At 70.0% G+C, this 24,555-nt stretch carries 18 protein-coding genes; 7 read left to right on the forward strand and 11 right to left on the reverse strand.

All coding sequences use genetic code 11. The annotated features are described in order from the left end of the window. The first annotated feature begins 130 nt into the window (after window positions 1-130). Genes AC0L6F_RS06900 through AC0L6F_RS06915 form a run of 4 tightly spaced genes read left to right on the forward strand, consistent with a single transcriptional unit; the run spans window position 131 to window position 5,765 of the window. On the forward strand, window positions 131-1,429 hold the full coding sequence (locus AC0L6F_RS06900) for an ABC transporter substrate-binding protein (RefSeq protein ID WP_274635913.1): 1,299 nt from the start codon (window positions 131-133) through the stop codon (window positions 1,427-1,429). A gap of 8 nt (window positions 1,430-1,437) precedes the next feature. Then, window positions 1,438-2,460 carry a carbohydrate ABC transporter permease gene (locus AC0L6F_RS06905; protein WP_274635914.1) on the forward strand — a complete coding sequence of 341 codons (1,023 nt, stop codon included), beginning with the start codon at window positions 1,438-1,440 and terminating at the stop codon, window positions 2,458-2,460. Beyond that, window positions 2,457-3,326, forward strand: a complete 870-nt coding sequence (locus tag AC0L6F_RS06910) for a carbohydrate ABC transporter permease (protein ID WP_274635915.1) — start codon at window positions 2,457-2,459, stop codon at window positions 3,324-3,326. Before AC0L6F_RS06905 ends, AC0L6F_RS06910 begins: the two co-directional genes overlap by 4 nt. A 33-nt stretch (window positions 3,327-3,359) precedes the next feature. Then, entirely contained in the window at window positions 3,360-5,765 is a 2,406-nt protein-coding gene (locus AC0L6F_RS06915) for a beta-xylosidase/alpha-l-arabinosidase (RefSeq protein WP_473539665.1), read from the forward strand. A 13-nt stretch (window positions 5,766-5,778) separates the two neighbouring features. Here the strand turns inward: AC0L6F_RS06915 and AC0L6F_RS06920 are convergent, their stop codons facing one another. From AC0L6F_RS06920 to AC0L6F_RS06935, 4 genes are all read right to left on the reverse strand, one after another. Continuing rightward, window positions 5,779-6,441, reverse strand: a complete 663-nt coding sequence (locus AC0L6F_RS06920; RefSeq protein WP_473539666.1) for a response regulator — start codon at window positions 6,439-6,441, stop codon at window positions 5,779-5,781. A 145-nt stretch (window positions 6,442-6,586) separates the two neighbouring features. Beyond that, window positions 6,587-7,756, reverse strand: coding sequence for a sensor histidine kinase (locus AC0L6F_RS06925; protein ID WP_259612596.1), 1,170 nt, complete (start codon window positions 7,754-7,756; stop codon window positions 6,587-6,589). Window positions 7,757-7,822: 66 nt separating this feature from the next. After that, window positions 7,823-10,621 (reverse strand): aconitate hydratase AcnA, encoded by a 2,799-nt coding sequence (acnA, locus tag AC0L6F_RS06930; protein WP_473539667.1) that lies wholly within the window; start codon window positions 10,619-10,621, stop codon window positions 7,823-7,825. Between the two features lie 395 nt (window positions 10,622-11,016). After that, window positions 11,017-11,502: an Lrp/AsnC family transcriptional regulator gene (locus tag AC0L6F_RS06935; protein WP_259612598.1), complete on the reverse strand. Its 486-nt coding sequence runs from the start codon at window positions 11,500-11,502 to the stop codon at window positions 11,017-11,019. A 71-nt stretch (window positions 11,503-11,573) separates the two neighbouring features. On the opposite strand from AC0L6F_RS06935, the gene AC0L6F_RS06940 reads away from it, so the two are divergent. The 3 genes from AC0L6F_RS06940 to AC0L6F_RS06950 all read left to right on the forward strand — a co-directional run bounded on the left by AC0L6F_RS06940 (window position 11,574) and on the right by AC0L6F_RS06950 (window position 15,205). Beyond that, window positions 11,574-13,088 carry a DUF6421 family protein gene (locus tag AC0L6F_RS06940; RefSeq protein WP_473539668.1) on the forward strand — a complete coding sequence of 505 codons (1,515 nt, stop codon included), beginning with the start codon at window positions 11,574-11,576 and terminating at the stop codon, window positions 13,086-13,088. Between the two features lie 179 nt (window positions 13,089-13,267). Further along, a complete protein-coding gene (locus AC0L6F_RS06945; RefSeq protein ID WP_274635921.1) occupies window positions 13,268-13,957 on the forward strand; it encodes an SDR family oxidoreductase in 690 nt (229 codons plus the stop codon). Window positions 13,958-14,074: 117 nt separating this feature from the next. Next, entirely contained in the window at window positions 14,075-15,205 is a 1,131-nt protein-coding gene (locus AC0L6F_RS06950; RefSeq protein ID WP_274635922.1) for a threonine aldolase family protein, read from the forward strand. A 15-nt stretch (window positions 15,206-15,220) separates the two neighbouring features. On the opposite strand, the gene AC0L6F_RS06955 is transcribed toward AC0L6F_RS06950, so the two are convergent. The 7 genes from AC0L6F_RS06955 to AC0L6F_RS06985 form a co-directional block, all read right to left on the reverse strand. Further along, entirely contained in the window at window positions 15,221-16,726 is a 1,506-nt protein-coding gene (locus AC0L6F_RS06955) for a DivIVA domain-containing protein (RefSeq protein ID WP_473539670.1), read from the reverse strand. Window positions 16,727-16,935: 209 nt separating this feature from the next. Then, window positions 16,936-17,568, reverse strand: a complete 633-nt coding sequence (locus AC0L6F_RS06960; RefSeq protein ID WP_473539671.1) for an NUDIX hydrolase family protein — start codon at window positions 17,566-17,568, stop codon at window positions 16,936-16,938. Window positions 17,569-17,700: 132 nt separating this feature from the next. Then, window positions 17,701-19,350: a dipeptide ABC transporter ATP-binding protein gene (locus AC0L6F_RS06965; RefSeq protein ID WP_473539672.1), complete on the reverse strand. Its 1,650-nt coding sequence runs from the start codon at window positions 19,348-19,350 to the stop codon at window positions 17,701-17,703. Then, complete coding sequence (locus tag AC0L6F_RS06970; RefSeq protein ID WP_473539673.1) at window positions 19,347-20,207, reverse strand: ABC transporter permease; 861 nt, start codon at window positions 20,205-20,207, stop codon at window positions 19,347-19,349. Before AC0L6F_RS06970 ends, AC0L6F_RS06965 begins: the two co-directional genes overlap by 4 nt. Then, window positions 20,204-21,238: an ABC transporter permease gene (locus tag AC0L6F_RS06975; RefSeq protein WP_473539674.1), complete on the reverse strand. Its 1,035-nt coding sequence runs from the start codon at window positions 21,236-21,238 to the stop codon at window positions 20,204-20,206. Before AC0L6F_RS06975 ends, AC0L6F_RS06970 begins: the two co-directional genes overlap by 4 nt. Then, window positions 21,225-22,862, reverse strand: a complete 1,638-nt coding sequence (locus AC0L6F_RS06980) for an ABC transporter substrate-binding protein (RefSeq protein ID WP_473539675.1) — start codon at window positions 22,860-22,862, stop codon at window positions 21,225-21,227. The genes AC0L6F_RS06975 and AC0L6F_RS06980 overlap by 14 nt, the downstream gene beginning before the upstream one ends. After that, window positions 22,859-24,532: an amidohydrolase gene (locus AC0L6F_RS06985; protein ID WP_473539676.1), complete on the reverse strand. Its 1,674-nt coding sequence runs from the start codon at window positions 24,530-24,532 to the stop codon at window positions 22,859-22,861. The genes AC0L6F_RS06980 and AC0L6F_RS06985 overlap by 4 nt, the downstream gene beginning before the upstream one ends. Between the last annotated feature and the right edge of the window lie 23 nt (window positions 24,533-24,555).

The raw sequence follows: 24,555 nt of genomic DNA on the forward strand, positions 1-24,555 counted from the left end.
ACTGACGGTCAAAACGATAACGATATCGAAAACGATATCGAAAACGTTTGACATCCCTCGATCGGCCATGCCACTCTCGCTGATGCGGCAGACCGCAACGCCGCGCCCACGAAATGAAGGAGTTTCCACGATGAAGAGGAAAGTTCGCGGCGCGACGCTCGTCGCGCTTGCCGCGGGCGTCGCCCTGGTGGCAGCCGGCTGTTCCGGCGGCACCGGCGGAGGCGACGGCTCGAACGGCGGCGTCACGCTCACCCTGTGGCAGAACAGCACCACCGGTCCCGGCCAGCAGTACTGGGTCCAGGCGGCGAAGGCGTTCCACAAGGACAACCCGAATGTCACCATCAAGGTGCAGTCGATCCAGAACGAGCAGCTCGACGGCAAGCTGCAGACGGCGCTGAACTCCGGCAACGCGCCGGACGTGTTCCTGCAGCGCGGCGGCGGCAAGATGGCCGCGATGGTCGAGGCGGGACAGGTCATGGACCTCACCGACTCGATCACCGCCGAGACGAAGCAGTCGGTCGGTGAGGGCGCGATCAAGGCCGAATCGATCGACGGCAAGGTCTACGCGATGCCGCTGGACGTGCTGCCCGAGGGCCTGTTCTACAGCAAGGACCTGTTCTCCAAGGCCGGCATCACCCAGCCGCCGACCAGCATGGACGAGTTCAACAGCGCCGTGAGCGCGCTGAAGAAGTCCGGTGTGATCCCGGTGGCCGTCGGGGCGAAGGATGCCTGGCCCGCCGCGCACTGGTATTACAACTTCGCGCTGCGGCTGTGCAGCGAGCAGACGCTCAACGACACCGCCAAGTCGCTGAAATTCACCGACCCCTGCTGGACGGCCGCCGGCAACGAGCTGAAGAAGTTCGCCGACACCAAGCCGTTCCAGCCCGGCTTCCTGACCACCTCGGCACAGCAGGGCGCCGGCAGCTCGGCGGGCCTGGTCGCCAACCACAAGGCATCGATGGAGCTCATGGGCGGATGGGACCCGGGCGTGATCGCGTCGCTGACCCCCGACACGAAGCCGCTGCCCGACCTCGCCTGGTTCCCCTTCCCCACCGTCAGCGGTGGCGCGGGTGATCCGGCCGCGATCATGGGCGGCGTCGACGGGTACTCGTGCTCGGCCCAGGCCCCGAAGAAGGAATGCGCCGCGTTCCTGAACTTCCTGGTCACCCAGCCGCAGCAGGAGGCCTACTACAAGGCGTTCAACTCGCCGCCGGTCAACACCGCGGCGCAGAAGATCGTCACCGAGCCCTACCTGAAGGACCTGCTGGCCGCGTACAACAAGGCCCCGTATGTGTCGCAGTACCTGGACACGCTCTACGGCCAGAACGTCGGCAACGCGCTGAACGTCGCGGTGGTGAACCTGCTCGCGGGCAAGGGCAGCGTCCCCGACATCATCACGTCGGTCAACCAGGCCGCGGCCAAGGGATAGTCGAAGCGATGAGCAAGACCCTGGGCGAGAAGGCCGGGACGCTTCCTGCTCAGGAGCGCACATCGGTCGAGAGCACCGCACACGCGGCGGTGCTCTCGACCGGACGCCGCCGCGGCAGACGGCGAGCCGCCTGGACCACGCGGCTGGAGATCACGCTGCTGGCCGGGCCCGCGATCATCGTGTTCCTCGGATTCGTGATCTTCCCGGTCGTGATGGCGGCCTACTACGGCTTCTTCGACTGGAAGGGCTACGGCCCCGCGACGGACTTCGTCGGTCTGAAGAACTACGCCATCATCCTCACGGATCCGACCTTCCACGAAGCGCTGATGCACAACGGCATCATCGTCGTCCTGTCGCTGGTCATGCAGGGGCCGGTGGCGATCCTGCTCGCGCTCCTGCTGAACCAGAAGATGCGCGGGCGCACGGCCATCCGCGTGCTGATCTTCGTTCCGTACGTGATCTCGGAGGTCATCGTCGGCACCGGCTTCAGCCTGATGCTGCAGACCGACGGAGCCGTCAACGACCTGCTCAAGAGCATCGGCCTGGGCTTCCTGCAGGCCGACTGGCTCTCCGACCCGAGCGTCGCGATCTGGACGCTGATGCTCATCCTGACCTGGAAGTACATCGGCTTCGCCGTCATCCTGTTCCTCGCCGGCCTGCAGGGCGTTCCCACCGAGCTGTTCGAGGCGGCCGCGATCGACGGCGCCTCGTACTGGCAGATCCAGCGCCGGATCACGCTGCCGCTGCTCGGCCCCACCATCCGCATCTGGGCGTTCCTGTCGATCATCGGATCGCTGCAGCTGTTCGACCTGGTCTACATCGTGTGGGGGCAGTACGTCGCCGGCGTCGCCGGCACCTCGACGATGGCCACCTACATGGTCACCAACGGCCGTGACGCCGGCAACTTCGGCTACGGCAACGCCGTGGCCGTCGTGATCTTCTTCATCTCCATGATCATCGCGCTGATCTACCAGCGCTTCGTCCTGCGTCGCGACACCGCCGGCGCTCTCACCGAAAGGCAGACGCGATGACGGCCGTCGCCCCGCACCTCGCCCCGCCGGCCCACCCCGAGAGGGAACGGCTGCGGTGGGGAAGCCCCGTCGTCTACTTCATCGCACTCGTGCTGGTCGCGGTGTGCATCGCCCCGGTGCTCTACATCGTGGTGGGCGGGTTCCGCACCAACGCGCAGATCACCACCGACCCGGCGGGCCTTCCCAACCCCTGGGTGATCCAGAACTACATCGACGTGCTGACCAGCGAGACGTTCTGGCTCGAGGTGGGCAATTCGCTGATCGCCGCCGGCATCACCACGATCGGCGTCGTCGCGCTCGGACTCATGGTCAGCTACGTGCTGGCCCGCTACACGTTCCGCGGACGCGGCGTGATGTACTCGCTGTTCGCCGCCGGGCTCATGTTCCCCATCACCGTCGCGATCACCCCGCTGTACATCCTGGTCAAGGACCTGGGCCTGATGAACAGCCTCGCCGGCGTCATCCTGCCGCAGATCGCGTTCGCCCTGCCGGTCACCGTGATCATCCTCGTGCCGTTCCTGCGCGCGATCCCGGATGAGATCGAAGAGGCGGCGGCGATCGACGGGGCCGGACGCCTCGGCTTCTTCTTCCGGATGGTGCTGCGCCTGGCCGTCCCCGGAGTGGTCACCGTCGGCATCCTCGCCTTCATCGGCAGCTGGAACAGCTACCTGCTGCCGCTGTTCATCCTGAACGACCAGGCCACCTACACGCTGCCCCTGGGCGTGCAGGCGTTCTCGTCGCAGTACTCGGTCGACACGGCCCGCGTCCTGGCCTTCACCTCGCTGGCGATGCTGCCCGCACTGATGTTCTTCCTCGTCTTCCAGCGCCGCATCGTCGGCGGCTTGACCGGTGCGGTCAAGGGCTGACGCCTCGCTCACTTTCCCACGACAGGACCGCCGATGCACGACATCCCCGCCTTCCCCGATGTCTCCGACCGTGTGCAGGCACTGCACGCCCGGATGACCCTTGACGAGAAGCTCGCCCAGCTGGTGGGCTATTGGCTCGACCAGAACGGCACCGTCGCCCCGATGCAGAGCGAGATGGCGGCCGGACAGAAGGATGCCGGGGCCTTGGCCGAGGTGACCGAGCACGGCATCGGCCACTACACGCGGGTGTACGGGACCCGGCCGGTCCCCCCGGTCGAGCGGGCGCAGTGGCTGTGGCGCGAGCAGCGCCGGCTCAAGCGCGAGACCCGCCTGGGCATCCCCGCGATCGTGCACGAGGAGTGCCTGACGGGACTGGCCGCCTGGCAGGCCGCGGTGTTCCCGACGCCGCTGGCCTGGGGCGCGTCATTCGACCCGGAGCTGGTGCGCGAGGCCGCACAGGCGATCGGCGGGTCGATGCGCGAGCTCGGCGTGCATCAGGGCCTCGCGCCCGTGCTCGACGTGATCCAGGATCCGCGCTGGGGCCGGGTGGACGAGTGCATCGGCGAGGACCCGTACCTGGTCGGCACGGTCGGCACGGCGTACGTGCAGGGCCTGCAGGACGCCGGCGTGCACGCCACGCTGAAGCACTTCGTGGGCTACTCGGCCTCGCAGGCCGGCCGCAACCATGCGCCGGTGCACGCCGGTCCGCGCGAGATCGCCGACGTCTTCGTGCCGCCGTTCGAGATGGCGGTGCGCGACGGCGGCGCCGCGTCGGTGATGAACGCGTACACGGCGCTGGACGGCGTGCCGATGGGCGCCGACCCGGAGTACCTGACCACGCTGCTGCGCGAGCGGCTGGGATTCGACGGGGTCGTGGTGGCCGACTACTTCTCGGTCGCATTCCTCGAGGTGATGCAGGCCGTCGCCGCCGATCGCGGTCATGCCGGCGCGCTCGCCCTCGAGGCGGGCATCGATGTCGAGCTGCCCACCGGCGATGCCTACCTGCAGCCGCTGGCCGAGCTCGTGCGCTCCGGAGAGGTCGACGAGCGATACGTCGACCGCGCCGTGCTGCGCGTGCTGCGCCAGAAGGAGCAGCTGGGCCTGCTGGACGCCGATGTCTACGAGGACGAGCCGCCCGCGCAGATCGACCTCGACTCGCCGCGGCACCGCGAACTCGCGCGACGGCTCGCGCAGGAGTCGGTCGTGCTGCTGGCCGATGACGGCATCCTGCCGCTGCAGCCCGCGGCGCGGATCGCGGTCATCGGCCCGAACGGCGACCTGCCCGAGGCGCTGCAGGGCTGCTATTCGTTCACGAACCACGTGCTGGCCCATCATCCCGGCGTCTCGTCCGACGTGCGCATCCCGACCGTCGCCGAGGCGCTGCGCGATGCCGGTCGCGAGCTCACCGTCACCCGCGGCTGCGCGGTGGACGGCGACGACGAGTCCGGGTTCGCCGAGGCCGTCGCCGCCGCGCGCGGCGCGGATGTCGCGGTCGTGGTCGTCGGCGACCAGGCGGGGCTGTTCGGCCGAGGTACCGTCGGCGAGGGCAACGACGCCGAGTCGCTTGCGCTCCCGGGCGTCCAGCGGGCGCTGGTCGAGGCGGTGCTCGAGACCGGAACCCCGGTCGTGATGGTGCTGCTGACGGGTCGCCCGTACGTGCTGGACTGGGCGCTGGATGCTGCAGGGCCGCGTCCGGGTGCCGTGCTGCAGGCGTTCTTCCCCGGTGAAGAGGGCGGCACGGCGATCGCCGACATCCTGACCGGCCGCGCGGTGCCGTCGGGGCGCCTGCCCGTCTCGCTCCCCCGGTCGACGGGCGCGCAGCCCTATACCTACCTGCATCCCATCCTCGGCGGCGATTCGGATGTCACGGCCTCGCGCTCCACGCCGGTGCGCCCGTTCGGGTTCGGGCTGTCGTACACGACGTTCGACTACACCGACCTGTCGGTCGACGGCATGTGTGCGGCGGGCGCGGCGTTCGACGCCGAGGTCACCGTGACCAACACCGGCCGCACGGCCGGCACCGATGTCGTGCAGCTGTACGGGCACGACGTGCACGCCTCGGTGACCCGCCCGGTCGCCCAGCTGCTGGGCTACGCCCGGGTGCACCTGGAGGCGGGCGCCTCGGCGCGCGTGCGCTTCCGGGTGCCGAGCACCCGCTTCGCGTTCAGCGACCGGCGGATGGTCCGGATCGTCGAGCCCGGGGACGTGCAGGTGTGGGTCGGCGCGCACGCCGCGGCCTCGGCCGCGACCAGCCGGGACGACGGCGGCTTCGGCGCCGGTTCCGATGCCCGCCGCCAGCCCGTCGCGCCGGGCGTGCCCGGAGCCGCGACGCCGCGGGCGGTGGTCGCGATCACCGGCCCGGCGCACGACGTGACCGGGGCGGACCCGCGCCTGGTCACGTGGGAGCTGATCGGCGCGGCGGTGCCGGTTCGGGCGTGAGCCCGGTGCTGGTTCAGGCGTGACCCCGGCCGGGCTGCGGCCCCAGGCCGTGCTCGAACGCGAACACGACCAGCTGCACCCGGTCACGCAGGGCGAGCTTGGCGAGGATCCGGCTGATGTGCGTCTTCACGGTCGCCTCGGACAGGTACTCGCGTGCGGCGATCTCGGCGTTGGACAGCCCCCGCGCCGCCAGGGCGAAGATCTCGCGCTCGCGCTCGGTGAGCGTGCCGTACGAATCCGGGATCGGGGCGGGTGCGGCATCCATCGTGTGCGCGAACAGGTCACGGGTGGCGGATGCCGCGATCACGGCCGACCCGGCGTGCACGGTGCGGATCGCCGCCAGCAGGAACTCGGGGTCGGCGTCCTTGAGCAGGAACCCGCTGGCGCCCTGCCGGATCGCGCGGGCGGCGGCCTCGTCGAGGTCGAACGTGGTCAGCATCACGATGCGCGGAGCATCGGCATCCGTCAGCAGCTCCGCGGTGGCGGCCAGCCCGTCCATCACCGGCATCCGGATGTCCATCAGCACGACGTCCGGGTGGGTCGCGCGCACGATGTGGATGGCCTCGCGTCCGTCGGAGGCCTCGCCCACGACCTGCAGATCGGGCTGCGAATCGATCACCATGCGGATGCCGGCGCGGAACAGCGCCTGGTCGTCGGCCAGCACCACCCGGATCATTCGGCTCCTCCGCCCGGTGTCGCAGGCGCCACCGGTCGCGCTGTCGAAATCTGCAGACGCGCCCGTAAATCTCGGGCGCGCACCCGGAAAACGATAGCGCGACCGGGCAGCCGTCCCGGACACGCGCGCCTGCGCGGTGAGCGGGTCACGCGCTCGGTCCGATCGGGATCTGCGCGCGCACGACGAACGCGTCGCCGTCGACCCCGGCATCCAGCGTGCCGCCGGCCAGTACCGCACGCTCGCGCATGCCGATCAGACCGTGGCCGCGGGTCTGAGCCGGCGCGGCCGGCACCGCGCCGATCGCGTTGCGGACCGCCGCCTCGACCCGGTCGGCATGCCATGCCAGGCTCACGTCCACCGGTCCGCCGGCACCGTGCCGCAGTGCGTTGGTCAGGGCCTCCTGCAGGATGCGGTAGACGGCCAGCTGCACGGCGGTCGGCGGGTCCGTGCGCGGCGCGGGGTCGATCGTGACCCGCAGGTCGACCCCGGCGGCGCGCAGCTGGCCGAACAGCGCCTCCAGATCCGCCACGGTGGGCTGCGGACCGTCCTCCTGACGATGCCGCAGCTGGGCCAGCAGCACCCGGACGTCGGCGAGTGCGGCGCGCGCGGTCGCCGAGATCGTGCCGAGTGCCTGCCCCTGGGCCGAAGGGTCGGATGCCGCGGCATAACGCGCGCCGTCGGCCTGGGCGATGACCACCGCCAGCGAGTGCGCCACCACGTCGTGCATATCCCGCGCGATCCGCGCCCGCTCCTGCTCGGCGACCGCGTCCGCCTCGGCGCGCTGCTGGGCCAGACGGTTCGCCTTGGCGCGATGCGCGGTGCGCGTCAGCGCCCCGACGGTCCACGACAGCAGGAGCGCGAACGCGATCGCGATCAGCACCGCGGACGCCAGGGTGAGCGTCTCGAGGGTCAGAGAGGCGGCGCCCATCACCAGGAAGATGTAGGCCGTCGCGACGAACGCTCCCCCGAGCGCCGAGCCGAACCCGACCCAGAACACGACCCGGGTGCCGTAGGCCGCCGCCGTGTAGAGCACCGCGAACACGGCCAGATCGCTCAGGTTCGGGGAGCGCCCGAACCCCATCTGCACGAGGGCGCCGGCCCAGGCCAGCCCCAGGGCGAGCGTCGGCGACAGCCGCCGCACCGCGACGGCGGCGCCGAAGATCGTGCACAGCAGCACCGAGGCGACGACGTCGATCAGCGGGCGGAACGAGCCGTGCGCCCCGACCACCAGCTCGGCCGGCAGCGCCGCCAGCGCGAACAGCGCCGCGACGACGATGTCGACCGTGAGCTGGGTCGGCGTGAGACGGCGGAACACGGTCTTCACGCTACGGGAGCGCGCGGACCGCGGCATCCATCGTCCGATGTATTCGCCGCCTCCCCCTCAGGCCTCGAGCCGCTGGCGCAGCACGTACTGCAGGATGCCGCCGTGCCGGTAGTACTCGCGCTCGGTCGGAGTATCGATGCGGACGGTGGCGGTGAACTCCCGGGCCTCGCCGTCGTCGGGCTCGACCCGCACGGTCACCTCGGTCGGAACGGCATCCTGCCCCTCGAGTCCGATGATCGAATAGGTCTCGGTGCCGTCCAGCCCGAGCAAAGCGGCGGTCTCGCCCTCACGGAACTGCAGCGGCAGCACCCCCATGCCGATGAGGTTGGACCGGTGGATCCGCTCGAACGACTCGGCGAGCACCGCCTGGGCCCCCAGCAGCAGGGTGCCCTTGGCCGCCCAGTCGCGCGACGAGCCCGAGCCGTACTCCTTGCCGGCGAGCACGATCAGAGGTATGCCCTGCTCGGCATATTTCTCGGATGCCGCGAAGATCGAGGTCTGCTCCCCCTCCGGCAGCAGGCGGGTGAAGCCGCCTTCCGCGTCCACCAGCTCGTTGCGCAGTCGGATGTTGGCGAACGTGCCGCGGATCATCACCTCGTGGTTGCCGCGGCGCGAGCCGTACGAGTTGAACTGGCGCGGCTCCACGCCGTGCTCGGTCAGGTACTCGCCCGCCGGAGAGTCGCGCTTGATCGTCCCGGCCGGCGAGATGTGGTCGGTGGTCACCGAGTCGCCGAGCTTGGCCAGCACCCGCGCCCCGGTGATGTCGCGCAGCAGGTCCGGCACGGCGTGCATGCCGTCGAAGTACGGCGGACGGCGCACGTAGGTCGAGTCATCCTGCCAGTCGAACCGGTCGCCCTCGGGCACCGGCAGACTGTTCCAGTTCTCGTCGCCGGCGTACACGTCGGAGTAGCCCTCGGTGAACATGCGCGCCTCCACGCACGAGTCCACGACCTCCTTGATCTCGTGCGTGGACGGCCAGATGTCCTTGAGGAACACCGGCTGCCCGTCGTCGCCGTCGCCCAGCGGGTCGCGGTTCAGATCCACGTGCATCGATCCGGCGAGCGCGTAGGCGACCACCAGCGGGGGCGACGCGAGGAAGTTCATGCGCGTCTGGGAATGGATCCGGCCCTCGAAGTTGCGGTTCCCGCTGAGGACGGATGCCACGGTCAGATCGCCGGCATCCACCGCCTGTCCCACCTCTTCGATGAGCGGCCCCGAGTTGCCGATGCAGGTCGTGCACCCGTATCCGACGAGGTTGAAGCCCAACTCGTCGAGGTACGGCGTGAGGCCGGAGCGCTCGAAGTAGTCGGTGACCACGCGGGAGCCGGGGGCGAGCGAGGTCTTCACCCACGGCTTGCTCTTCAGCCCCTTCTGCACCGCGTTGCGCGCGAGCAGCGCCGCCCCGATCATGACCGACGGGTTGGAGGTGTTCGTGCAGGATGTGATCGCCGCGATGACGACATCGCCGTTGTCCAGCTGCGAGCTGTCGCCGCCGACGGTCAGCTGCTGCGGGTTGGACGGCCAATCGATCGCGCCCCCGTCGTCCTCGGCCACCGTCACGGCCGCGGCGGGCTCGAACATGTCCGGCTCGCCGAGGAACGGATCCGAGGCCGGGAACGTGTCGTCGATCGCATCGTCCAGCGCAGTCAGCCGCTTCACGTCCGCGGTCGGGTCGGCCAGCAGCCGCTCGACGGTGCGATGGGCCACAGCCAGCGGGATCCGGTCCTGCGGGCGCTTCGGCCCGGCGATCGACGGCTCGATCGAGCCGAGGTCGAGCTCGACCACGTGCGAGTACTCCGGCTCGTGCTCGGGGTCGTGCCACAGCCCCTGCTCCTTCGCGTACGCCTCGACCAGCGCCACCCGCTCGGGGCTGCGGCCGGTGAAGCGCAGGTAGTCCAGGGTCTCGTCGTCGATCGGGAAGATGGTGATCGTCGAGCCGTACTCGGGGCTCATGTTCCCGATCGTGGCGCGATTGGCCAGCGGCACGTTCGCCACCCCCGGGCCGAAGATCTCGACGAACTTGCCGACCACCCCGGTCTGCCGCAGCAGCTCTGCCACGGTCAGCACCATGTCGGTGGCGGTCACGCCCTCGCGCAGCTCGCCGGTGAGCTTGAGCCCGATCACCTCGGGCAGCAGCATCGACACCGGCTGGCCGAGCATCGCCGCCTCGGCCTCGATCCCGCCCACGCCCCAGCCGACGACGCCGAGCCCGTTGACCATCGGCGTATGCGAGTCGGTGCCGACCAGGGTGTCGGGGTAGGCCTGCGGCATCCCGTCGCCCTTGTCGTCCGCCCCGAACACGACCCGGGCGAGGTATTCCAGGTTGACCTGGTGGCAGATGCCGGTGTCGGGCGGCACGACGACGAAGTCGTCGAACGCATGCTGGGCCCATCGCAGCAGCTGGTACCGCTCGCGGTTGCGCTCGAACTCGAGGTCGGCGTTGATGCGGGATGACTCGGGCCGGCCGAAGCTGTCGGCGATGACCGAGTGGTCGATGACGAGTTCGACGGGGATCAGCGGGTTGACCTGCTGTGGGTCTCCGCCCAGCTCGTCCATCGCGTCGCGCATCGCGACCAGATCGACCACACAGGGAACGCCGGTGAAGTCCTGGAGCAGCACCCGGGCCGGCGTGAATTGGATCTCGGTGCCTCCGACATCCTTCGCATTCCAGTTCGCCAGCGCGGTGACCTGCTCGGCGGTGACGGTCACGCCGTCCTCGTTGCGCAGCAGGTTCTCCAGCAGGACCTTCAGGCTGTACGGCAGCCGGCCGGCGTTCGGGACGCTGTCCAGTCGGAAGATCTCGTACTGCTTGTCTCCGACGGTGAGCGTGTCCTTCGCTCCGAAGCTGTTCGACATCGATAACCCCTCCCAGCACGAGCGGCGGTGTGCAGACGACACCGGCGACGCCTCTCCCCATCATGCCCCGTTCCGCGGGGCTGTGGGCCGTGCCGGCTGGGGGTGGTGCCGCTGGCCGGGGTTGCGGCGCGGACGCGGTGCGACCGCGCCGCGGTGCGGCCGCAGCCCGACCCGACCGCAGCCCGACCCGCAGAATCGCCGAAACCAGGGATCCTCCGCGAAACCCAGGCGGAGGCCCCCGGTTTCGACGAGAATCCCTTGTCTCGCCGATCGGGGGCCGGGCCGCCGGGGGCCGGGCCGTCGCGGGGCCGGGCCGTCGCGGGGCCGGGCCGTCGCCGGGCCGTCGCCGGGCCGGGCCGCCGGGGGCCGGGCCGATCAGGCCGGGCCGCCGGTGATCAGTCCGCGGCGGGCGGGAGGGGCACGAGCGGGCGCTGCTCGTAGAAGGTCTGCAGCACCACCGTCGTGCGTGTGCTCACCGAGGCGGCACGTCGGATGTCGCCGATCAGCCGTTCGAGGTCGCGCGGCGAGGCGACCCGGACGAACAGCATGTACGAGGCCTCCCCCGCGATCGAGTGGCACGCCTCGATCTCGGTCAGATGCTCGAGCAGCTCGGGGGCGTCGTCGGGCTGGGCCGGGTCCAGGGGCGAGATCTCGATGAACGCCGCCAGCGGCTTGCCCACTGCCTCGGCCGCGAGGATCGGCCGGTAGCCGGTGATCACCCCGCGCGACTCGAGTCGCCGCAGCCGCGCCTGCACGGCCGACACCGACAGACCGACGCGCGGAGCCAGCTGTGCCAGCGTGGTGCGCGCATCGGCGGAGATCTCGGCGACGATGCGGGTGTCGACCGCGTCCAGTGCAGCATCCGATGGCGAATCGCTCATGACCGTAATATTATCGGTAAGACGGCGATTCAGCCGGAAGATTTCGTGTCATTCGAAGATCGGAGGTTCCCATGTCCATGAGTCAGGTCCACGCCGAGCGCGCGCAGAAGACCGTCGTCGGCGAACCCGAGCACCGCACTGAGCGAGCGGAGCGAGACGAAGGGGTCGTCGAAGACGTACGGGGCGTCGAGAACGGCTCCGCGTGGTCGGCGCTGAAGGATGCCGCGACCGCCCTGCAGACGATCCAGGTCCAGGACGGCTCCGTGCCCGACGAGAAGACTCGGGCCGCCGAACTGGTCGAGACAATCGTCGCCTCGATCGCCGAGCTCGCGCCGCTGTTCCCGCACGACGAGGCGTACCTCGCGGCATCCGTCGTGGACTTCCGCCGCTGGGCGGACGAGGGCTTCGGCATCCCGGACTTCTACGACTCGCTGGTCGCGTTCCATCCGGAGCAGCATCGCGTGGACGGCCTGCGGCACCTGGTCGTGTTCCCGATGTATACGCAGAACGGGTCGCGCAACCGGCACGTCGAAGCGCTGATCGTCGAGGTCATCTGGCCCGAGTTCATCGCCGCGCTGGAGGCCGGCGACTACGGCAACAAGCTGTTCGTGTCGCTGCGGCTGATCGATTTCACCCCCGGCTACAACACGAACTCGGCCGTGCTGTTCCCCGAGACGGTGGCGATGCGCGAGATCCCGACGTTCACCTGGGGCGCGATCTTCCAGGACCGCGAGGCGGCGCGCTACCGCCGAGTGGTGCGGGCGGCATCCGAGATCACGAAGCTCGACCTGCCCGCGGAGGCGGCGCGCATGCTGGAGGACCAGAAGCTCGCCGAAGAGGTGTTCGTGATGTGGGACATCATCCACGATCGCACGCACATGCGCGGCGATCTGCCGTTCGATCCGTTCATGATCAAGCAGCGGATGCCGTACTTCCTGTATTCGCTGGAGGAGATGCGCTGCGATATGACCGCGTTCCGCGAGTCGGTGGCGATCCAGGCGCGGCTTCAGGCGCAGGACGAGCGCACCCCCGTCGAGGAGCAGATCCTGGAGCACGCTCGGCTGGTGCAGTACGCGGTGATCTTCGACCGGATCTTCCGGTTCGCGATCACCGGGTCGCGGGTGCGCAACTACGACGGGCTGGGCGGCCAGCTGCTTTTCGCGTGGCTGCACCAGCGGGGCGTGCTGCACTGGACCGACACCGCACTCGCGTTCGATTGGGGCCCCACGCTCGGAGGCTCGGGTCAGCGCGCCGGCGATGGCTCGAGTGAGCGCGGGGAGGGCGACGTCCCGGCCGCCGTGGTCGCGCTCGGGGATGCGATCGACGAGCTGTACTGGAAGTCGATCGATCGTCCGAAGATCGCGCACTGGCTGGCCGCGTACGAGCTGGTGAGCGGCGTGGTGACGCCGCACCCGGCATCGGCGTGGGCGCGCGGGCTGCCGGACGACGTGCTCGCCGGTCCGCCGAAGGGGTACACGGATGCCGTGCTGGACGACGAGTTCCCCCACTCGATGTTCTACGAGGCCCTGGAGAAGAAGATGCGCGACGTGATCGCGTCGACCGCCGGCATCCGCGGCACCGACTGACCCCCTGCATTCTTCTCGAAATCGTACGATTTGGCCGGGTGCACATGAAACTGGGCCAGATTTGATGTGCAGTCGCGAAGATGATGTGCAGTGGATGACGCGGGCCCAAGGCCCCGGGATGACGCGGGACCAAGGCCCGTGGATGACGCGGGCCCAAGGCCCCGGGAGAGGATGCCCCGATGACGGACCTGACCGGTCGGACGGTGCTGGTGGCCGGAGCGACGAGTGCGAGCGGCCGCATCGCCGTGCAGACGCTGGTGGATGCCGGCGCCTTCGTGGTCGCTGTCGGACACGACCCGGTGAAGCTCGAGGCGCTCGCCGAGCAGATCGACGCGACGGACACCGGCGCACCGTGGGTGACCGAGGCGTGCGACCTCGCCGACGAGCAGGCGGTGTTCGGGCTCGCCGAGCGTCTGCGCGGCGATGACACCCGCGTCGACGGCGTGCTGCATCTGGTGGGCGGATGGCGCGGCGGCGGAGGCCTGGCCGGACAGACCGATGAGGACTTCCGCTTCCTCGAGGGGTCGCTCACCGCGCTGCGGCACGTGAGCCGGGCGTTCGACGACGATCTGAAGGCATCGGATGCGGGCCGCCTGGCCATGGTCTCGTCGGTCTCGGTCGCCCGGCCGCTGGCCGGCGGAGCGAACTATGCCGCGGTCAAGGCGGCCAGCGAGGCCTGGATGCGCGCAGTCGCGCAGGGCTTCGCGAAGGCGGCCAGGGATGCCGATCACCCGCTTGCCGCGGCGTCCGTCGTGTTCCGGGTGAAGGCTCTCCAGGGCCTCGAGCAGACCCTCGCCGATCGGTTCGCCGCCCTCTGGGACACCGACGCCGCCGATGTGAATGACACGGTGATAGACCTCACGACGTGATCGGGTGACAACGGCAGGCCGGATCGAGTCTCGGAGACGGTCCGCGGCGCCTCTGCGCCGATCCGGCCTGCCGCTGCCACCGGCGAGTGCCCCGCACACGAACTAGATTGGATACCTGTGACCCCTCTGCATGATGCGAACCTGCGCGGCTTCGCCAGCGACAACTACTCCGGCATCCATCCCGAAGTGCTGGCCGCCATCGCCGCCGCCAACGGCGGGCACCAGATCTCCTACGGCGAGGATGCCTACACCGCCCGCCTGCAAGAGGTCATGTCCGACCACTTCGGCGAGGGGGTCGAGGCGTTCCCGGTGTTCAACGGCACCGGCGCGAACGTCACCGCGCTGCAGTCGATGCTGCCGCGGTGGGGTGCGGTCGTGGCGGCATCCACCGCGCACATCAACGTCGACGAGCAGGGCGCCCCCGAGCGCATCGGCGGGATGAAGCTGCTGACCGTCCCGACCGACGACGGCAAGCTCACCCCCGAGCTGATCGACCTTCAGGCCTGGGGCTGGGGCGACGAGCACCGCGCGCAGCCGCTCGTGGTGTCGCTGACGCAGTCCACCGAGCTGGGCACGCTGTATACGCCCGACGAGCTGCGGGCCATCGCCGATCACGCGCACGGGGTCGGCATGCGCGTGCACATGGACGGCGCGCGCCTCGCGAACGCGGCGGCATCCCTCGACCTGCCGCTGCGCGCCTTCACCCGCGACGTCGGCATCGACGTGGTCAGCGTCGGCGGCACCAAGAACGGCGCGCTGGGCGCCGAGGCGATCGTCGTGCTCAACCCGGAGGCATCCGCCGGCCTCGTCTATCTGCGCAAGATGAACATGCAGCTCGCCTCGAAGATGCGGTTCGTCTCGGCGCAGCTGGTGGCGCTGCTGGAGGGCGATCTGTGGCTGCGCAACGCGCGGCACGCCAACGCGATGGCGCAGCGTCTGCGGACCGGCATCGAGGCGGGCCTCGCCGACGGCTCCATCAGCGGCGTCGGGTTCACCCAGGCGACGCAGGCCAACGGCGTGTTCGCGACGCTGCCGGCCGGCGTCGCCGACCGGCTGCGGGAGTCATTCCGGTTCTATGACTGGGGCCCCGCGTCCGGAGGCTCGGATCAGCGCGTCAGCGATGATCCGAGTGGACGTGGGGAGGATGCTGCGCGCAACGAGGTGCGGTGGATGTGCTCGTTCGACACCACTGAGGACGACATCGACGCGTTCCTCGCCGCGATCGCGCGCGAGACCACCTCCGGCTGACCGGCACTCCCAGGCTCAGTTGTCCGCGTCTTCGACGATGCGCTCGGCTTCCTCGATGACCGAGCTCTCCCCGTCGGCGTCCGTCGCTTCCCCGTCGGCGTCCGCGTCGGCATCAGCATCCGCCGCCGCGTCGGTCGCGGCATCCGCCGCGTCGTCCTCGGCAGGCGACACCGGCGCGCCCTCGGCGGCCGGCAGAGTCGAGGACGGCCGGATGAGCTCCTTCACCTCGGCGAGGAAGCTCGTGAGCTGATGCTGCTGCCAGCGCAGCTGGCGTGCGCGGTCCTCGGCGTCGCGCAGCACGTCCTGCGCGTTCGCGGTGACCAGGTCCATGATCTTCTGCGCCTTGGTGCGGGCGTGCTCCAGATGCTCGGCGGCGCGCAGCTGCGCGTCGGCCTCGATCTGCTGCCCCTGTGCGCGGGCGAGCTTCTCGAAGTCGTCCGCCTTCGCGGTGACGCGCTTCGCGTGCTCCAGCGAGGCGGCGACCTGCTCGTTCGCGTCGGTGGTGATCCGCTCGGCGTGGGCGACGGCCTGGTTGTGCAGCACCAGGAACTCCTGGTGCGCGTCGTCCTGGCGCCGGGTGAGGGATGCCTCGAACTCGAGCGTGCGCACGCGCAGCTCGCGGACCGCCTCCTCGGCCTCGGCGCGGTCGCGGCTGGTCTCGCGTGCCACCATCGAGCGCAGCGCCGCCGCGCCCTTCTCCGCCTCGGAGCGGATGGCGGCCGCCTCGCGGTCCGCCTGCTCCACCTTCTCGGCAGCGTGCGCGGCTTCGCGCTCGAGCAGCGCCTGGTGCGCGGTCAGCTCGGTGTCGATTCGCAGGCGCGCCTGCTGCGCCTCGTGCTGTGCCTGGGCGATGATCCCCTCGGCCTGCGCCTGCGCGTCCGCGCGCCGACTGTCCACCTCTTCGCGCGCGGCCTCCAGCAGCCGGTCGCCCTGCACGCTCGCGTTGCGGATGAGGGTGGACGCCTGCTCCTCGGCGACCCGCAGGATCTCCTCGAACTGGCGCCGGTTCGGCGACTCGGTCGGGGACCCGCTGAGTTCCTCGCTCAGCGCCTGCACGTGCTTCTGCGCCTCGGTCGTCTGCGCGTGCGCGGCGGCGAGGTCGGCCTTCAGCTGGGCATGCGCCTCCTCCAGCCGGGCACGTTCGGCAGCCTCGTCCGAACGGACCTGCTCGACCTCTTTGCGGCGCTGGGCTGCGGCATCCTTCAGCTTCGCCTTCAGCGCGGCCAGCGCGTCGCTGTCCTGCGAGCGGGCGGCGGTGGCGGCATCCTCCAGCTCTTCGACCCGGCTCTGCAGCTGCGCAAGCGACGTCGTGGCGCGGTGGCGCTCATCCTTGAGCCGGGCGGCCTCGTCACCCGAGGTGCGCAGGCGCGTCTTCAGCTGCGAGATCGCGGCATCGACCTCGTCCTTGTCGTACCCGCGGAACGCGGTGTTGAAGCCCGCATCGGCCGCGGTGGCGGCCAGCAGGGTGTCGAACGGCGTCTCGGCGGACTCGGCGTCGGTCTGCGGCGGCTGGTCGGACATGGGTGTGTCTCGGCTCTCGGAAGTGGGGTTCAGCGCGAGACAGCGCGACGCCGGAACCGCCTCGCCGCGCGCGGCCGATGGCGGGTCAGCGGACGCTGCCTACGACACCGGGGGGCAGTGGCGCAGATGCTCTGCGTGCGGACACGGTGAACACTACCGCCCCTGCCTGAGTGTCCTCAATGCCCGCGCGCGGCCGATGCCGCCGGCATTCAGCGGAGCGCGCCGACGCTGGCCAGCGCCATCCGCAGCAGCGTGCCGCGGCCGCCCTCCATGTCGGCCGCGACGGCATCGGATGCTGCTTCCTCGGGCCCGAGCCACGTCACCTCGAGCGCATCCTGACGAGGATCGCAGGTGCCGGTGACCGGCACCACGAACGCGAGCGAGACGGCATGCTGTCGGTCGTCGTGGAACGCGCCCAGCCCCGGCATCGGGAAGTACTCGGCCACCGTGAACGGCGTCGGCTGCAGTGGGAGCAGCGGGAACGCCATCGGGCCGAGGTCGTTCTCCAGATGGCGGAACAGCGCGTCGCGGATGGTCTCGCCGTATCGCACGCGGCCCGACACGATCGTGCGGGTCATCTCGCCCAGCGGCGTCGCGCGCAGCAGCAGGCCCACCTCGGTGACGACGCCGACGCCGTCGGTGCGCACCGGGACGGCCTCGACGTAGAGGATGGGCAGGCGACGCCGCGCCTGCGCGAGTTCGACGTCGGTCAGCCAGCCGGGGTTCACGCTCCCCGCACCGGTGCCGAAGCCCTCGAGCGAGCCGGGGATGAACGGCTCGCCGCCCGGGGTCGACTCCTCCGGGTCCGGCTCGGGATCGGGGTCAGGCGTGCGGACGGGCATGTCTCCTGTATACCCCACGCATCCGTCACTCCGGTGGTTCCCGGGTGTCGGATCGACGTGCTCGGTCAGACCGCGCAGGTATGTCTGCTCGACCGCCGCGCAGCGCGGTTGCTGCTCGCAACGCTCTCGCTCTCAGTCGTGGGCGGGCACCCGCGGGATCGAGTCCAGCAGCAGGCGCGTGTAGGGGTGCTGCGGCTGCTCGAGGAGTCGAGCAGTCGGACCTTCCTCGACGATCCGCCCGCGCCGCATGACCAGCGTCGTCTCGCATACGCGGCGCACGACGGTCAGGTCGTGGCTGATGAAGACCACGGTCAGTCCTCGGTCACGACGAATGTCGGCGACCAGGTCCAGCACCTGCGCCTGCACCGACACATCCAGCGCGCTGGTGGCCTCGTCCATCACCAGCACGTCGGGATCGACGGCCACCGCACGGGCGATGGCGACCCGCTGCCGCTGCCCGCCCGACAGTGTGCGCGGACGCGCCGATGCGTGGCGCTCCTCGAGCCCGACCGCGGTGAGCAGCTCGACCACGCGCCGGCGCAGAGCGGCATCGCGTCGGCCGGTGTGCAGCCGGAGCGCGTCTTCGATGGCTCGCCCCACCGGGACACGCGGGTCCAGCGACAGGTACGGATCCTGAAACACCATCTGCACAGAACGGGCCCGCGCAAGCCGCTCGGCGCGGCTGTGCGCGGCGCCGAGTCGGTCACGGCCGGCAATGTGGATGTCGCCGACATCGGGACGTTCGAGCCCCACGATCATCCGCGCCAGCGTGGATTTGCCCGAGCCGGATTCGCCGACCACGCCCAGCGCGCCGCCACGCGCCAGTGCGAACGAAGCGCCCGACACGGCCTGCAGGGGCGCTCGACCCGCCACATGGTAGCTCTTGCCGAGTCCCTCCACCCGCAGTATGGGCTCATCTGCGGGCGCCGGCGCGGGCTCGGCCGGAACACCCGCGTGCCGCAGCCCGGCCGCCGCTGGGCCGGCGGTTCGGTCCAACGATGGAGTGGCCTCCACGAGGCGGCGGGTGTACGCCGCCTGCGGGTTCCCGAACACGTCGCGCGCCGAGCCCTGCTCCTGAATCACACCGTCGTGCATCACATAGACGCGATCGCAGATGGATGCCGCCAAGTTGAGATCGTGCGTGATGAACAGCATCCCCATCCCACGCTCGCCCCGCAGACGCTGCAGCACGGCGACGATGTCGGCCTGGGTGGTCACATCCAGTGCCGAGGTGGGCTCGTCGCAGATCAGCAGCTGGGGCGACGAGGTCAGCGCTCCGGCGATCATCACGCGCTGGAGCATGCCGCCGGAGAACTCGTGCGGATGCTGACGCAGATGCGCCCGTGGATCCGGCAGCCGGACAGCATCCAGCAGGTCCAGTGCACGCGTGTGGGCATCGGCCGCCGAACAATGCTCGACCATCCGCATCGTCTCGGTCATGTGGTCGCCGATGGTGCGCATCGGATTGATCCCCGAGCGTGGATCTTGGAAGACGATGGCGGCACCTTCGCGACGCACGCGCAGCACGTCCTTTCGATGGGCGCCGACCATCTCGCGGCCGGTGACCCGCATCGACCCGCCGAGCGTCGCTGCGGCAGGCGTCAGGCCGAGGGCGGCGCGCGCCGTCAACGACTTGCCGGAGCCGGACTCGCCCACCAGTCCGACCGTCTCTCCCGCATCCACGTGCAGCGTCACGCCACGCAGGAGAGGCGTGCCGTCGGCGAGCGTCAGGGTGAGCTCCGAGACCTCGAGCAATCTGCTCGCCATTGCGGTATCGGTCATGCCACATCTCCTCCGATGCGATCGGAGATGTCCTCGCCGATCACGTTCACTGCGACGACCGCGAGCACGACCGCGACGGCCGGGACCAGGGCCGGCAGGAAGGCGCCGGCGACGATGCCGGCCTGCGCCTCGTTGATCATCGCGCCCCAGTCCGCTGTCGGCGGCTGCACGCCCAGCCCCAGGAACGAGAGCCCGGCCAGCTCTGCCAGGATGTAGCCGAAGTTCAGCGTCGACTGCGCGCCGACGACCGGGGTCACGTTCGGCAGCACCCGGCGCAGCGCGATCCAGGGCCCCGAGAAGCCCTGCACGCGGTAGGCGGCCACGTACGGGCGGGACCGCTCGGCACTGACCAGAGCACGGGTCAGCCGCGCGACGTAGGGCGCGTATGCGATGCTCATCGCGATCACCGGTGCGATCAGACCCTTGCCGAACAGCGCGACCGCCATGATGCCCAGAAGCAGCGACGGAAACGCGAACAGCACGTCGAACAGCCGGCCCAGGACGGCATCCAGCCAACCGCCGCGCCAGGCGGCTGCAAGACCGAGCAGGATGCCCACGATCGTCGAGCCGATGACCACGGCCAGCGGGCCGAGCAGCGCGGTCTGCGCGCCGAACATCGTGCGGCTGAGCAGATCGCGCCCGAGGCCGTCGGTGCCGAGCCAGTGCGCGGCGCTCGGGCCGGCGTTGATGGCGGCGAAGTCGACGGCATCCGGTGCGAACGGTGCGATGACGGGAGCAAGTGCTGCCATCAGCACGAGCAGCACCACGACGATGACGGCGACCCAGGTGGTGGCGGAAGCGCGCGGGAAGCGCGTGGTGCGCAGAATGCGCAGGGTCGTGGTCGCAGTCGTGCTCATCGTGCGGCTTCCCCGGCGGCCAAGCGTGGATCCAGCAGTGGTTCGAGCAGATCGACGGCGGTGTTGACGACGAGGAACACCGTGACCACCAGCAGCACGATGGCCTGCACCACGGGAAAGTCCAGTCGGTCGACGGACTGCACCAGGAGCGAACCGATGCCCGCGACCCCGAATGCCGCATCGACGATCGTCGTGGCCACCAGCATCCCGGCGATCAGCGGGCCGCCGACGGTGAGGATCGGGCGCAGCGAGTTGCGCAGCACGTGCCGGCGCACGACGGCGCCGGCCGGCACCCCGCGACTGGTGGCCACCTCGACGTGCTCACGCGAGAACTGCTCGACCATCGCCGAGCGGGTCACCTTGGCGATCAGCACGACGAACACGATGGTCAGCGTGAGTGCGGGCAGCGTGAGGTGGTACACCATGTCGCCGAACCCTTCGCCGGCGCCGAAGGTGGGGAACCAGCCCAGATCGACCGCGAACACTGCGATCAGCAGGATTGCGACCACGAAGGACGGCATCGCGCTGAGCACGGTCAGCCCGATCAGCGTGACCCGGTCGGCGGCGCGGCCGCGGTAGACCGCGGCGACGATGCCGGCGACGAGCCCGAGCACGAGGATCGCCACCGCGGCCATCCCCACCATCAGCGCCGTGGTGGGCAGCCGACCCGCGATCACCGAGGACACATCCTGCCGATACTGCAGCGAGCGACCGAAGTCGCCGTGCAGCATGTCGACCACCCAGTTGACGTACTGCTGCCATGGGGGCAGGTCCAGTCCGAACTGCTTCGTGACCTCGGCGATCGCCTGCGGGTTCGGACTGCGCCCGCGCAGCAGGAACCGTACGGGGTCGCCCGGAACGATGAAGCGAGAGAAGAACACCAGCAGTGACGCGAGGAACAGCGTGAGCACGAGGCTCGCAAGCTTGCCGACGACCAGCCGCACCACCGCGCCCGACCGCCCGCGGCGTGCGGCGGAGGCGGAAGCGTCGGCACTGTCGACCGGGTCCCGCAGCAGGTCAGCGCTTGCCAAGGGTGGCCGCCCACGGGTAGTACAGGAACGCGATCGACGGCTGCAGGCCGGTGATCCGCTTGCCGAGGAACACCGTCGTGGGCGCGTCGAACAGCGGCAGCCACGGCAGCTGCTCGTTGGCGATCTTCTGCGCCTTGGTCGACAGCTTCGCCCGGGCGTTGACGTCGGAGGTCCCGATCGCCTCGTTCACGACCGTGTTGAACTCCTTGTCGTCCCACTCGCCGTAGTTGCTGAACTGGCCGGTGCGCAGCACCGCGTACATCTCCAGCGGGTCGGGGCTGGACAGGTACCAGCTGGTGTAGAACATGTCGATGCCTTCACGCGCACTCGGGTCGGAGAACAGCGCGCTGAACTGCGCCGGCGTGAGGGTGACGATCTTCGCCTTCAGCCCGATGGCGTTGGCGGCGGCGGCCGTGCCCTGCGAGACGATGTTGAAGTCGTTGCCGATCGGCGCCGTGGCGAACACAACCTCCTTGCCGGTGGCGCCGGCCTCTTCGACCAGCTTCTTCGCAGCCGCGACGTCGTACGTGTAGTCCTTCAATCCGTTGAACGCGTCATCCACGGTCGATTCGTCGACGCCGCTCCACACCGATTTCGCGGTCATGGCGTTGGTGACCTCACCGATGCCGCCGGTCATGGCCTTGACCATCTCCGGTCTGTTCAGTGCCATCATCAGCGCTTGGCGCACGCGCACGTCACCGAGCGCGCCCTTCAGGTTCGAGATCACGATGTTGTTGACCGCGGTGTTCACACCGAGGTACAGGTGACCGGCATCCGTGCTGCGCAGCTTCGGCAGCGCCTCGGCGGGCAGCATCCAGCTGCCGTCGACGGCACCGGTGGTCAGCGCGTTCACGCGCGCTGTGGAATCGCCCATGAACACGAACGTGAAGGTCTTGTTCTTGGCCCTCAGCGCGGTGTCCCAGTAGTCGTCGTAGCGCTCGAGTGTGATCGACTCGCCCGACTCCCACGACGCGACGCTGTACGGTCCGGTGCAATTGACCAGCCCGGTCGAGTTGCCGTAGTCCTTGCCCTTCTCAGCGAGCGTCTTGGCCGACTCGACCACTCCGGCCGATGAGCCCATGGCCAGATTGAACTGCGAGTCGGGGATCGAGGTCGTGACGGTGACCTCGTACGGCCCGGTCTGCGTGATCGATCTCACGTTCTGGTAGACATCGGCCCACGACGACCCGACAGCCGGGTCCATGTGGCGTTTCATCGAGGCCACCGCATCTGCGGCGGTCATCCTGGTTCCGTCGTGGAATGTGACGTCCTTGCGCAGTTCGTAGACCCACGTGGTCGGGGTCGGGTTGCTGAACGACTCGGCCAGGCTCGGCGACAGCGTCCAGTCCGGGTTCAGCCGCAGCAGCGACTCGCACACGTTGGCCAGGATCTGGTTGTCGGGGTAGTCGAACGCGTAGGCGTAGTCGAGCGAATACGGCTCGGCATAGACGGCCCAGGTGATGCTGTCGATGTCGCCGGAGGGCGCCGGCGTGTCGGCGGTGAGGCTGTTGGACGTCTTCGGCGTCTCGGGCTGCTGTGAGCCGGCGCACCCGGTGACCACGAGCGCGGCGGCGACGATGCCGGCAGCGGCGGTCAGGATGCGGTGACGGTGCTGAGCTGTCATGAGTGCTCTCCTGTGGTGACGGGGGTACGGGTGTAGACCTGCGTGCCGCCGATCCACGTCGCGGCGACCTCACAGAGGTGGATGTCTGCGCTGGGCAGCGTGAACGGGTCGGGGTCGAGCACGATCAGGTCGGCGGCGAACCCCGGCGCTATCCGCCCGGTCTCGTGCTCGCGATGGTTGATCCACGCGGTGCCCGACGTATAGGCGGCCATCGCGGTGGCGAGGTCCAGGCACTGGCCGGCTCCACCCAGCGAGGGCAGTCCCGACCCGGGATACGCACGGTTCACCGCGACGTGGATCGCATCGATCGGCGCCGCACTCGAGACCGGCCAGTCACTGCCCCCGGCCAGCCGCGCGCCGGCGCGCGCAAGGTCGCCGAACGGATAGTGCCGCGCCTCCGCGCCATCGCGCAGGAACGGGAGGGTCAGCTCGTCCAACTGGTCCTCATGCGTGGCCCACAGCGCCTGGATGTTGGCCGTGGCATCCAATCCCGCGAAGCGGGGGACATCGACCTCGTCGACCATCTGCAGGTGCGCGAGGTGATGTCGGCCGTCGGTCGCGCCGTTCGCCTCGCGCGCCGCTTCCAGCGCGTCCAGGGCCACCCGCACGGCGCGGTCGCCGAGTGCATGGAAGTGCACCTGCATGCCCGCGGCATCGAGGGCGGTGACATATTCGCGCAGGTCGTCCGGCAGCACGAACGTCAGTCCAGAGGCGCCGGAGTCGTGGCCGTGCTCGTCGCGGTAGGGGGTGAGCATCGCGGCGGTGTGATTCTCGGCGACGCCGTCGACCATGATCTTGGTGGTGCCCAGGCGCAGCCGGTCGCTGCCGAGCGCGGCGATCTCGTCGCGCCGCGCGACCATCTGCGCGACCTGCTCCGCGCCGCCGTCGCGCTCCCACCACTGTGCACCGTCGACGTGCACACGCAGTGTGCCCTCGGCGAGCGCTCGTCGGTAGGCCTCCAGGCCCTCGGCCGTCCCGGCGAGGTCGCCGATCATGGCATCCTGCCAGCCGGTGATGCCCAGTGCGATCAGACGCTCCTGCGCGCGCAGCAATCCGCGGTAGGCGAGCTCCGGGTCGGCGGCGGGCGTGACGTGCGAGAACAGGTTCCCGGCGCCTTCGTGGAACGTTCCGGCCGGAAACCCGTCCGCCTCGCGGATGATGACGCCGTCTGCGGGGTCGGGCGTGGACGCGTCCAGGCCCGCCGTCTGGATGGCGGCGGTGTTGGCCCAGGTGGAGTGGTGGTCGCGGCTGAGCAGCATCACCGGACGGTCGGCGACAACCGCGTCCAGCAGACGACGGGTCGGATTGCCGCGGGGGAAGTGGTCCATCGACCAGCCGCCACCGAGGATCCAGGCGCCGGGCGGCTGCCGGGCGGCGTATTCCGCAACGATCGCGATGGCGGCGTCGGCATCCTCAGCACCCGACAGGTCGCACTGCAGCAGTTCGGTCCCGCCCCCGATCGGGTGGATGTGCGCGTCCTGGAAACCTGGCGACAGCAGGGCGCCCGCCAGATCGACGACTCGCGTGTGGGGACCGACATGGGCGACCAGCTCGGGATCCGGCGCCACGGCGACGATGCGACCATCCGTCACGGCCACGAACTGTCCGGACACCGGTGCCCCTGATCCGGTGAAGATCGCACCGCCGGTGAAGATCACATCAGCCGTCATGGCCGTCCTTCCGCGTCGAAGTT

Source organism: Microbacterium sp. G2-16M (genome assembly GCF_055809115.1).

What these genes read in the sequence shown, in the direction of transcription:
- AC0L6F_RS06960 (WP_473539671.1), bottom strand. Translation starts at nt 17,568, where the DNA reads ATGCCCGTCCGCACGCCTGACCCCGATCCCGAGCCGGACCCGGAGGAG.
- AC0L6F_RS06935 (WP_259612598.1), bottom strand. Translation starts at nt 11,502, where the DNA reads ATGAGCGATTCGCCATCGGATGCTGCACTGGACGCGGTCGACACCCGC.
- AC0L6F_RS06920 (WP_473539666.1), bottom strand. Translation starts at nt 6,441, where the DNA reads ATGATCCGGGTGGTGCTGGCCGACGACCAGGCGCTGTTCCGCGCCGGC.
- AC0L6F_RS06915 (WP_473539665.1), top strand. Translation starts at nt 3,360, where the DNA reads ATGCACGACATCCCCGCCTTCCCCGATGTCTCCGACCGTGTGCAGGCA.
- AC0L6F_RS06940 (WP_473539668.1), top strand. Translation starts at nt 11,574, where the DNA reads ATGTCCATGAGTCAGGTCCACGCCGAGCGCGCGCAGAAGACCGTCGTC.
- AC0L6F_RS06955 (WP_473539670.1), bottom strand. Translation starts at nt 16,726, where the DNA reads ATGTCCGACCAGCCGCCGCAGACCGACGCCGAGTCCGCCGAGACGCCG.
- AC0L6F_RS06945 (WP_274635921.1), top strand. Translation starts at nt 13,268, where the DNA reads ATGACGGACCTGACCGGTCGGACGGTGCTGGTGGCCGGAGCGACGAGT.
- AC0L6F_RS06900 (WP_274635913.1), top strand. Translation starts at nt 131, where the DNA reads ATGAAGAGGAAAGTTCGCGGCGCGACGCTCGTCGCGCTTGCCGCGGGC.
- AC0L6F_RS06985 (WP_473539676.1), bottom strand. Translation starts at nt 24,532, where the DNA reads ATGACGGCTGATGTGATCTTCACCGGCGGTGCGATCTTCACCGGATCA.
- AC0L6F_RS06905 (WP_274635914.1), top strand. Translation starts at nt 1,438, where the DNA reads ATGAGCAAGACCCTGGGCGAGAAGGCCGGGACGCTTCCTGCTCAGGAG.
- AC0L6F_RS06970 (WP_473539673.1), bottom strand. Translation starts at nt 20,207, where the DNA reads ATGAGCACGACTGCGACCACGACCCTGCGCATTCTGCGCACCACGCGC.
- AC0L6F_RS06980 (WP_473539675.1), bottom strand. Translation starts at nt 22,862, where the DNA reads ATGACAGCTCAGCACCGTCACCGCATCCTGACCGCCGCTGCCGGCATC.
- AC0L6F_RS06910 (WP_274635915.1), top strand. Translation starts at nt 2,457, where the DNA reads ATGACGGCCGTCGCCCCGCACCTCGCCCCGCCGGCCCACCCCGAGAGG.
- acnA (WP_473539667.1), bottom strand. Translation starts at nt 10,621, where the DNA reads ATGTCGAACAGCTTCGGAGCGAAGGACACGCTCACCGTCGGAGACAAG.
- AC0L6F_RS06965 (WP_473539672.1), bottom strand. Translation starts at nt 19,350, where the DNA reads ATGACCGATACCGCAATGGCGAGCAGATTGCTCGAGGTCTCGGAGCTC.